This window comes from Sphingorhabdus sp., from assembly GCF_029865925.1.
Classification (GTDB): Bacteria; Pseudomonadota; Alphaproteobacteria; order Sphingomonadales; family Sphingomonadaceae; genus Sphingorhabdus_B.
The window spans coordinates 1-8,993 of record NZ_JARXAI010000053.1; the positions used below are offsets into that span (position 1 = coordinate 1).

Annotated in this window: 16 protein-coding genes; all 16 read left to right on the top strand. The window is 53.6% G+C overall.

What is annotated here, in order from left to right; genetic code table 11:
- Positions 1–186, top strand: a 186-nt coding sequence (locus QE270_RS04975) for an uL14 family ribosomal protein (protein WP_300036090.1), incomplete at its 5' end; no start/stop codon positions are given.
- Between the two features lie 2 nt (positions 187–188).
- Positions 189–509 (top strand): 50S ribosomal protein L24, encoded by a 321-nt coding sequence (rplX, locus tag QE270_RS04980; RefSeq protein ID WP_125229590.1) that lies wholly within the window; start codon positions 189–191, stop codon positions 507–509.
- Entirely contained in the window at positions 502–1,086 is a 585-nt protein-coding gene (rplE, locus tag QE270_RS04985) for a 50S ribosomal protein L5 (protein WP_300036094.1), read from the top strand. Before rplX ends, rplE begins: the two co-directional genes overlap by 8 nt.
- Entirely contained in the window at positions 1,086–1,391 is a 306-nt protein-coding gene (gene rpsN, locus QE270_RS04990; protein WP_300036097.1) for a 30S ribosomal protein S14, read from the top strand. Before rplE ends, rpsN begins: the two co-directional genes overlap by 1 nt.
- A gap of 11 nt (positions 1,392–1,402) precedes the next feature.
- Entirely contained in the window at positions 1,403–1,798 is a 396-nt protein-coding gene (gene rpsH, locus QE270_RS04995; protein WP_300036100.1) for a 30S ribosomal protein S8, read from the top strand.
- Complete coding sequence (gene rplF, locus QE270_RS05000) at positions 1,798–2,331, top strand: 50S ribosomal protein L6 (protein ID WP_300036103.1); 534 nt, start codon at positions 1,798–1,800, stop codon at positions 2,329–2,331. The genes rpsH and rplF overlap by 1 nt, the downstream gene beginning before the upstream one ends.
- Positions 2,331–2,684: a 50S ribosomal protein L18 gene (gene rplR / locus QE270_RS05005; RefSeq protein ID WP_300036107.1), complete on the top strand. Its 354-nt coding sequence runs from the start codon at positions 2,331–2,333 to the stop codon at positions 2,682–2,684. The genes rplF and rplR overlap by 1 nt, the downstream gene beginning before the upstream one ends.
- Positions 2,685–2,686: 2 nt before the next feature.
- A complete protein-coding gene (gene rpsE, locus QE270_RS05010; RefSeq protein ID WP_300036131.1) occupies positions 2,687–3,394 on the top strand; it encodes a 30S ribosomal protein S5 in 708 nt (235 codons plus the stop codon).
- 5 nt (positions 3,395–3,399) lie between these two features.
- On the top strand, positions 3,400–3,576 hold the full coding sequence (gene rpmD / locus QE270_RS05015; protein WP_125229596.1) for a 50S ribosomal protein L30: 177 nt from the start codon (positions 3,400–3,402) through the stop codon (positions 3,574–3,576).
- 39 nt (positions 3,577–3,615) lie between these two features.
- A complete protein-coding gene (gene rplO / locus QE270_RS05020) occupies positions 3,616–4,152 on the top strand; it encodes a 50S ribosomal protein L15 (RefSeq protein WP_300036110.1) in 537 nt (178 codons plus the stop codon).
- Positions 4,153–4,323: 171 nt separating this feature from the next.
- The gene (secY, locus tag QE270_RS05025; protein ID WP_300036113.1) at positions 4,324–5,700 is read left to right on the top strand and encodes a preprotein translocase subunit SecY; all 1,377 of its coding nucleotides are present in this window, start codon (positions 4,324–4,326) and stop codon (positions 5,698–5,700) included.
- A 35-nt stretch (positions 5,701–5,735) separates the two neighbouring features.
- Entirely contained in the window at positions 5,736–6,380 is a 645-nt protein-coding gene (locus tag QE270_RS05030; RefSeq protein WP_300036116.1) for an adenylate kinase, read from the top strand.
- Positions 6,381–6,453: 73 nt separating this feature from the next.
- Positions 6,454–7,164, top strand: coding sequence for a hypothetical protein (locus tag QE270_RS05035; RefSeq protein ID WP_300036119.1), 711 nt, complete (start codon positions 6,454–6,456; stop codon positions 7,162–7,164).
- A gap of 39 nt (positions 7,165–7,203) precedes the next feature.
- Positions 7,204–7,623: a RimK/LysX family protein gene (locus QE270_RS05040; RefSeq protein WP_300036122.1), complete on the top strand. Its 420-nt coding sequence runs from the start codon at positions 7,204–7,206 to the stop codon at positions 7,621–7,623.
- Positions 7,624–7,637: 14 nt separating this feature from the next.
- Positions 7,638–8,543, top strand: a complete 906-nt coding sequence (rimK, locus tag QE270_RS05045; protein ID WP_300036125.1) for a 30S ribosomal protein S6--L-glutamate ligase — start codon at positions 7,638–7,640, stop codon at positions 8,541–8,543.
- 175 nt (positions 8,544–8,718) lie between these two features.
- The coding region (gene rpsM / locus QE270_RS05050; RefSeq protein ID WP_300036128.1) for a 30S ribosomal protein S13 at positions 8,719–8,993 on the top strand (275 nt) is incomplete at its 3' end.

Sequence of the window (8,993 nt, forward strand, 5' to 3'; positions counted from 1 at the left end):
ATCGTTCGTACCCGCAAAGACATCCGCCGTGCCGATGGCTCGGTCATTCGCTTCGACTCTAATGCTGCTGTTCTTATCGGTAACAATAAGGAGCCGATTGGCACACGTATTTTCGGACCAGTGGTTCGTGAATTGCGCGCCAAGAACCACATGAAAATCATCAGCTTGGCACCGGAGGTGCTATAACAATGGCTCTGGCAAAAATCAAAAAGGGTGACACCGTCGTCGTGCTCGCCGGTAAGGACAAGGGCAAATCAGGCGAAGTAACCGCCGTGATGCCTAAAGACAGCAAAGTTGTCGTCGCTGGCGTCAACATCGCTGTGCGCCACCGGAAAGCGTCGCAGGCCAACCCGCAGGGTGGTCTCGACCGCTTTGAAGCTCCGCTGCACATTTCGAATGTGGCTTTGGCGGATCCCAAGACCGGCAAGGCAACACGCGTCCGCGTGGAAACCAAGGACGGCAAGAAGGTCCGTGTGGCCGTGAAGTCCGGGGAGACGATCAGTGGCTGATACCAAATATACGCCTCGTATGAAGAAGCTTTACGACGAAACCGTCGTAAAGGGCCTGACAGAAAAATTCGGTTACGCAAACCGCTTTGCCGTTCCAAAGATCGAGAAGATCACACTCAACATGGGCGTGGGCGAAGGATCGCAGGACAAGAAGAAGGTTACGACCGCTCTTGCCGAAATGGAGCTTATTGCTGGTCAAAAGCCAGTCGTGACCAAGGCAAAGAAATCGATCGCTGGTTTCAAGTTGCGTGAAGGTATGCCAATCGGCGTGAAGGTTACACTTCGCGGCGCGCAGATGTACGAATTCATTGACCGTCTGGTGACAATCGCGATGCCGCGTATTCGCGATTTCCGCGGCTTGAATCCAAACAGTTTTGACGGCCGTGGTAACTTTGCCATGGGTCTGAAGGAACAAATCATCTTCCCAGAAATCAGCTATGACGCCATCGACGTGGTGCGCGGAATGGATGTGATCGTAACCACTTCGGCAAACTCGGATGACGAGGCGCGTGAACTGCTTAAGCTGTTCGGCTTCCCGTTCCCAGTGGAAGAAGCTGATGAAAAGGCGGCTGCATAATGGCTAAACTGAGCTCCATAAACAAGAACGAGCGTCGCAAGAAACTGGCTAAAAAATATGCTGTTCGTTACGCGAAGCTTAAGGCGATGGCGAAAGACCAGTCGCTAGATGATAGTGAGCGTTTGATTGCTCGCCTCAAAATGGCTGAAATTCCTCGTAATGGTAACCCGCACCGCGTGCGTAACCGTTGCGAAACCACCGGGCGTCCTCGCGGCGTATACCGTAAATTCAAGCTGAACCGTATCGAACTGCGTAATCTTGCCAATAAGGGCATGATCCCGGGCGTTACGAAGTCGAGCTGGTAAGGATAAGATAGATGGCAATGACCGATCCTTTGGGTGATATGCTCACCCGTATCCGCAACGGCCAGCGGGCGAAGAAAGACTCTGTAGTCTCGCCAGCTTCCAGCCTACGGACCCGCGTTCTCGATGTGTTGCAGCGTGAAGGCTATATTCGCGGCTACAGCGAAGAAGCTTTGGGTGCACATAAGGGCATCCGTATCGAGCTGAAATATTTCGAAGGCGCACCTGCTATCCAGCATGTTGCCCGTGTTTCAAAGCCTGGTCGCCGCGTATATTCAGGCGGCCAAGAGCTTCCCGTTATCCGCAACGGCCTTGGCATCACCATCGTTTCGACGCCAAAGGGCGTTTTGTCGGACGCCGAAGCGCGTGCACAGAATGTCGGCGGCGAAATCCTGGCGGAGGTATTCTAATGAGCCGCATTGGTAAGAAACCTGTTCCCATTCCAGCCGGCGTTACCGCCAGCATGGAAGCGGGCACGCTTTCGGTCAAAGGACCGAAGGGCGAACTAAAAATGCCGATGAGCGACCTTATTTCCTATGAGATGCAGGACGCCGGTATTTTGGTGAAGCCAGCCAACGGCAGCAGAGCGGCGCGCGCTTTTTGGGGCATGCAGCGCACGCTGGTTCAAAACTTGGTCACCGGCGTGACTGAGGGTTTTACCAAAGTGCTTGAAATCACCGGTGTTGGTTATCGTGCCAACAGCCAGGGCAAGATGTTGAAGCTTCAACTTGGCTACAGCCATGATGTTGACTTCGCGATCCCGGACGGCATTGAAATCAAGACTCCTGATAACACCACGGTGGAAATCTCGGGTATCGACAAACAGAAGGTTGGGCAGGTTGCTGCCGAAATCCGTCGCTGGAGGAAGCCAGAGCCATATAAGGGCAAGGGCATCAAGTACCGCGGCGAATATATCTTCCGCAAGGAAGGGAAGAAGAAATAATGGCAAAATTGTCTCTCTTTGCACGTCGCCGTCAGCGCGTTCGTTCGAAATTGCGTGCGCAGGTTGCTGGACGTCCTCGTCTTTCCGTGCACCGCACTGGCCGCCATATCTACGCCCAAATAATTGACGATTCGAAGGGTTCGACGCTTGCGTCTGCCTCAACGCTCGACAAGGACGTAAAGGCGAAGAATGGCTCGACGGCCGAAGCTGCTGCTGATGTTGGCAAGCGGGTAGCCGAAGCTGCCAAGAAGGCTGGCATTTCCAGCGTGGTATTTGATCGTGGCGGGTTTCTGTTTCACGGTCGCGTCAAAGCGCTTGCTGATGCAGCGCGCGAAGGCGGATTGGAGTTCTAATGATGGCTGATAACATTGAAAGCACTGCGCCCGTCACCGATGGCGCAGCACCTGAAGCAGCCGCTCCTGAAGGCCAACGTCGCGGTCGCGGTGGTCGTGGCGGCGGTGACAATCGTGGTGGCGGTAGCGGCGGTGGTCGTGGTCGTAACAATAACGATCGTCGTCCAGCTCAGGAAGAAGATGATGGCACGATTGAAAAGCTCGTCCACATCAACCGCGTTTCTAAAACAGTTAAGGGCGGTAAGCGCTTCGGCTTTGCGGCACTAGTTGTTGTCGGCGATGGCCAAGGCCGCGTAGGCTTTGGGCATGGCAAGGCGCGCGAAGTGCCGGAAGCTATTAACAAAGCAACTGCTGCAGCTAAGAAGTCGATGATCCGGGTTGCCCTGAAAGATGGCCGCACATTGCACCATGACGGCAAGGGCCATTTCGGCGCTGGCAATGTGACACTGCGCTCGGCACCTGCGGGTACCGGTATCATCGCAGGCGGCCCAATGCGTGCTGTCTTCGAAAGCCTTGGCGTTGCGGACGTTGTGACCAAGTCGGTCGGTACGTCGAACCCATATAACATGATCCGTGCTACCTTCGCGGCTTTGGCTGAACAGACAAGCCCCAAGTCGGTAGCGCAACGTCGCGGCAAGAAAATCGCTGACCTTCTTGGTCGCGGTGGCAGCAAAACTGCTGAAGCCGACGCAGAAGCTATTGCGGAGTAATCAATATGGCCAAGATTAAAATCAAGCAGACCGGTTCGCCGATCCGCCGTCCCGCTTCGCAGCGCGCAACTTTGAAAGGCCTCGGCCTTGACAAAATGAACCGCGTTGTCGAAATCGAAGACACAGCCGAAGTGCGCGGAATGATCCGTACAGTTCGTCACATGGTCCAAATTCAGGACTAATCACATCAGCGCGAATTAAAGCGAAAGCGAGTGCACGACATGAAATTGAATGACATTAAAGACAATGAAGGCGCGCGCCATCGTCGTATGCGCGTCGGCCGTGGTATCGGTTCGGGCAAGGGTAAAACCTCGGGCCGTGGCCAAAAGGGCCAGACCAGCCGTTCAGGTGTTTCGATCAATGGATTTGAAGGCGGCCAGATGCCACTTCACATGCGTATTCCAAAGCGCGGTTTTAACAATATCTTCGCCAAGGATCATGCTGAGGTAAACTTGGGCATGATCCAGAAGTTTATCGACGCGAAGAAAATCGATATCAAAGCTGTAGTTGACCATGCTGCATTGAAGGCCGCTGGCCTTGCGCGCGGCGGCAAAGACGGCGTTCGTTTGCTTGCTAAGGGTGAACTCACCGCGAAGGTGAATTTCTCCGTTGCGGGCGCTTCGAAGGCAGCTGTTGAAGCCGTTGAGAAAGCGGGCGGCAACGTCGAAGTTTTGACGAAGGTTTCAGCAGCTGAAAAGGCGCTTGCAAAGAAGTCTTCGGTTAAGAACGCAGCTAAAGAAGCTGCGGCTAAGAAATAAGATAGGGGCGACGACTTCGCTCTTGTCATGCCTGCCCCGCTTCCCGATATGGGGTGGCGGGGTTTGACATTTCTAGGGTTCGTCCAGATACAGTCAGGCGGAATTTTTGGGTTAAGCCGTTGCATTATAGATGTGCTTTCGGCTTTCACCCGGGCATAAGGAAAGTATCTCATGGCATCTAGAGCCGACCAAATGGCCTCGAACCTCAATTTATCGAAGTTCGGGCAGGCAACAGAGCTTAAGAACCGTATTTGGTTCACCATAGGCGCGCTGATCGTTTTTCGGTTACTGAGTTTCGTGCCGCTGCCGGGCGTAGATCCAATCGCGCAGGCTGCCCTCTATGCAAACAATGCCGCCGGCGGTGTTCTTGATATTTTCAATACCTTCTCGGGCGGTAGCCTTGAGCGCATGAGCCTCATCGCGCTTGGCGTTATGCCTTATATCACGGCTTCGATTGTGGTGCAGCTTGCCTCCTCACTTTCGCCAACGCTCGCTGCCATCAAGAAAGAGGGCGAGAGCGGGCGCAAGAAGTTGAACCAATATACGCGCTACGGAACCGTCTTTCTGACCGCTGTTCAGGGCTATTTCTTGGCGGCGGGCCTCGAAAGCCTCGCGGCCGCCAACGGGATTAGCGCGGTGGTAGAACCAGGCCTCATGTTCCGTGTCGTTGCGACCATCAGCTTGATTGGCGGCACCATGTTCCTGATGTGGCTGGGTGAGCAAATCACCTCGCGGGGCATTGGTAACGGTATTTCGCTTATCATTATGGCGGGTATCGTGGCGCAAATGCCACGCCTATTCGCGCAATTGCTTGAAGGCGGACGGACGGGATCAATTAGTGGGTTTCTGATTGTTGGTTTTCTTCTGATGTTTGTTGGGTTGACGCTGCTTATCTGCTTTATGGAGCGGGGCCAGCGCCGGGTGCTCATTCAGTATCCGAAGCGCGCAACTCAGCGCGGCATGATGCAAGCTGACCGCAGCCATTTGCCATTGAAGATCAATACAGCAGGTGTCATTCCACCTATTTTTGCATCATCATTGTTGCTTTTGCCTATAACGATCACGCAGCTGGGCGGTAACAAGGTTGCAGGCGAAAGCGCTATGGGTGACTTCGTCATTTCGTTGAACCAGTATCTAGCCCATGGACAGCCAGTCTACCTGGCGCTTTACGGTCTCGGCATCATCTTCTTCTGTTTTTTCTATACCGCGGTCGTGTTTAATCCGGAAGAAACATCGGAGAATTTAAAGAAGGCTGGTGGCTTTATTCCGGGTATTCGTCCCGGCAAGAACACCGAGTCATATCTCGACTATGTTCTGACTCGTATCACGGTCCTTGGCGCGGCGTATCTGACGTTGGTGTGCTTGTTGCCTGACTATGTTATGGGCCAAACCGGCCAACAACAATTCTTTGCTATTGGTGGAACGAGTTTACTCATTTTGGTGAACGTCACCATCGACACAATATCACAGATCCAGAGCCACTTGTTGGCCCACCAATATGGGGACCTGCTGAAAAAGGCTAAGTTGAAGGGTGGACGCGCCCGCTAAGTGGTGCGACATCGAAACGAACGGGGAAACGTTTCATGAATATCATCCTTTTGGGACCTCCGGGTGCAGGCAAGGGAACTCAGGCCGCGTTTCTCGTCGAGAAATATGGCATGGTGCAACTGTCGACTGGCGACATTCTGCGCGCGGCTGTCAAAGCCGGTACTGACGTTGGCAGAATGGCTGACGAAATCATGAAAGCGGGGAAGTTGTTTCCGGATGAGCTCATGGCGGAAATTCTCGGCGAACATATGAACGCCATTCCTGCGGGCAAAGGTTTGATCTTCGACGGCTATCCGCGCACTGCACCTCAAGTTGCGCTTTTGGATGGCCTCCTTTCGGCCTGCAACCGCACGCTCGACCATGTCATTGAATTGGTTGTTGATGAGGATGCGTTGGTTGATCGTGTCGTTGGCCGCTTCACGTGCGCGAACTGTAGTGATGGGTATCACGACGTCTTCAAGCAGCCATTGGTTGCTGGCACATGCGACAAATGCGGCGCCCATGAATTTAAGCGCCGTCCAGATGATAACGAAGAAACAGTACGCACGCGCATGGCCGAATATAGGGCAAAAACGGAACCGATCTTGCCTCTATATGATGCACGCGGTCTTGTAAGTCGTGTCGATGGCATGGCGCCCATTGATCATGTGACTGCGGCGATCGGCGTCATCACGGGCTAAGGTTGCTGGGCACCCTTATCCGGAAGCAAGTTCAAGGTGACGGATATGGAAACGGTTGTTACAAAACGATCCCATGAAATATGCGTTCGTAACCCTCGCCCTTTTGGCTGCAACATCGACGCCTGCGCTTGGCGAAGTCAAAGCTGATTCAGAAGACGGTTTCAATATCATCCATGTTGCCACTGTAAACGCGTCGCCGGACGAAATCTGGAGGCGGTTGCTGTCGCCTAAAGATTACTGGAACAAAGCGCACAGCTGGTCGGGTTCAACCGCAGGTTTTTATATAGATGCGCAGGCCAATGGATGCTTCTGTGAACTGTTTCAGGAAACGGATTCAAACGGCAAGGTGAAGACGGTCGGTAGTGTCGAGCATATGCGGGTCATTTTTGCCCAGCCGGGCAAAGTGTTGCGGATGCAGGGGGCGCTTGGCCCGCTTCAGTCGGAGGCCGTGATTGGCACGCTTACAGTTGCTATCGCGCCTAACAAGGGGGGCACAGGGACAACGGTGAGCTTCTCCTATGTCGTAGGTGGATACATGCGTTACAAAGTGCCTGAGATAGCACCCGCCGTCGACAAAGTGTTGGGTGAGCAATTCAAGAATATGTTGTCGCTATTTGCCGCAAAAGAGGACGAGGCGCCAAAATCAGATGGCTTCCGACTTGATGTTGAAAAAATTGCTGATCCCGCAGCGCGTGACGTCGGCCCCTCGGATACGGATACTTCTTTGGATGACGCCCCTGGCGACGTTTTCATACCCGAAGCACCTGCGTCGGAGCCTCGATAATTGGTTGCGGGGGGCACGGCACGCGGTGCGCGGAATAAAGTGGAAATTGGCTGGTGCGAGATGGTCGATATTCCAAGCCTTGGCCTGTCACAAGTGCATGCCAAAATGGACACGGGCGCGGCCACATCATCCATTCACGCTACCAGGATTAAGCCAATATCGCGTGATGGTAGGCAATATGTTGAATTCTGGTTCCGGTTAAATTCTGGCGAAAAACCAAAGCGCTATGAGGCGCCAGTGGTTGATCGGCGCATGGTGCGTTCGTCAAATGGCGAAAAACAGGACCGCTATGTCATCTCGGCGCAATTTTGTTTTGGTAAACTCTGCTGGAACGGACAACTCACCTTAGCAAACCGGCGTTCAATGGCCTTTCCCTTGCTAATTGGTCGTCGAACGCTAAGGCGCGGCTTTCTCGTCAACAGCGGGCGACGATGGGTACTGGGGAAACCCGCCATTTAAGAAAGCATAGGCACATGAAAATCGCTATGTTGGCGCGAAACGCCAATCTTTATTCCCATAAAAGGATTGTCGAAGCTGCGCAGGCGCGCGGCCATGAGATTGAAGTTTTGAATACCTTGCGCGTGACTATGAACATCACATCGCATCGACCGAAAGCATATTATCAAGGTGCAAAGCTCGGCAAATATGACGCGGTCATTCCGCGTATCGGTGCGTCGATTACCTTTTATGGTTTGGCTGTGCTGCGCCAGTTTGAAATGATGAATGTGTGGTCGCTAAATGAAAGCGTTGCCATTGGCCGCTCGCGTGACAAATTGCGGTCATTGCAAATCTTGGCGCGCAAGGGGCTTGGACTTCCAGTGACCGCCTTTGCCCATGACCCACGGCAGACTGACGAAGTCATCCAGATGGTCGGCGGTGCGCCTGTGGTTATCAAGCTACTAGAAGGCACACAGGGCATCGGCGTGGTCTTGGGTGAGACCGAGAAGTCAGCCCGTTCGGTCATTGAGGCGTTTCGCGGTGCAAACGTGAACATCCTAGTTCAGGAGTTTATCAAGGAAGCCAATGCGACGGATATCCGATGCTTTGTCATTGGTAATAAGGTTGTCGCGTCGATGCAGCGCAAAGGCGCTGAAGGCGATTTTCGGTCAAACCTGCATCGCGGCGGGACGGCAGAAGCCATCAAAATTACGCCAGAGGAACGATCAACTGCGGTGCGCGCGGCCCGTGCCATGGGGCTAAATGTGGCTGGCGTTGATATGTTGCGATCGAATCATGGCCCGGTCATCATGGAAGTGAATAGCTCGCCTGGACTAGAAGGTATTGAAAAAGCCAGTGGCAAAGACATTGCCAGCAGGATTATCGAGTTCATTGAAGAAAATGCCAGTGATGGCAAAACCAAGACGAAAGGCAAGGGATAGCGGGCCTCTGGCCTTGACAGTCGGTGCGACTCACCGTAAGGGCGACGCATTCCGAACATCTGGTACAACCAGCAGCGCTTTAATGCGTCAGCTGGTTTTGTGCGTTTCGGGATATCATAAGCGTTGAGATAGGGTTCGTCCTTTCGGGGGCACCTGTGGAGCAGGAGTAAATAAATTGGCACGTATTGCCGGAGTTAACATTCCAACCAACAAGCGCGTGATCATTGCGCTTACCTACATTCACGGTATCGGCCGCACAAAGGCTGTCGAAATCGCGACTAAGCTGGGAATTGATCATAGCCGTCGTGTGCAGGACCTTTCGGATGCCGAAGTTCTGCAAATCCGCGAAACCATAGATGCGGGCTACACCGTAGAAGGCGATCTTCGCCGCACCACATCGATGAACATCAAGCGTTTGATGGATCTCGCCTGCTACCGTGGCCTTCGCCA

Coding starts and splice junctions, on each gene's coding strand:
- rplX (WP_125229590.1), top strand. CDS start 189: ATGGCTCTGGCAAAAATCAAAAAGGGTGACACCGTCGTCGTGCTCGCC.
- rpsN (WP_300036097.1), top strand. CDS start 1,086: ATGGCTAAACTGAGCTCCATAAACAAGAACGAGCGTCGCAAGAAACTG.
- rpsH (WP_300036100.1), top strand. CDS start 1,403: ATGGCAATGACCGATCCTTTGGGTGATATGCTCACCCGTATCCGCAAC.
- rplF (WP_300036103.1), top strand. CDS start 1,798: ATGAGCCGCATTGGTAAGAAACCTGTTCCCATTCCAGCCGGCGTTACC.
- rplR (WP_300036107.1), top strand. CDS start 2,331: ATGGCAAAATTGTCTCTCTTTGCACGTCGCCGTCAGCGCGTTCGTTCG.
- rpsE (WP_300036131.1), top strand. CDS start 2,687: ATGGCTGATAACATTGAAAGCACTGCGCCCGTCACCGATGGCGCAGCA.
- rpmD (WP_125229596.1), top strand. CDS start 3,400: ATGGCCAAGATTAAAATCAAGCAGACCGGTTCGCCGATCCGCCGTCCC.
- rplO (WP_300036110.1), top strand. CDS start 3,616: ATGAAATTGAATGACATTAAAGACAATGAAGGCGCGCGCCATCGTCGT.
- secY (WP_300036113.1), top strand. CDS start 4,324: ATGGCATCTAGAGCCGACCAAATGGCCTCGAACCTCAATTTATCGAAG.
- QE270_RS05030 (WP_300036116.1), top strand. CDS start 5,736: ATGAATATCATCCTTTTGGGACCTCCGGGTGCAGGCAAGGGAACTCAG.
- QE270_RS05035 (WP_300036119.1), top strand. CDS start 6,454: ATGAAATATGCGTTCGTAACCCTCGCCCTTTTGGCTGCAACATCGACG.
- rimK (WP_300036125.1), top strand. CDS start 7,638: ATGAAAATCGCTATGTTGGCGCGAAACGCCAATCTTTATTCCCATAAA.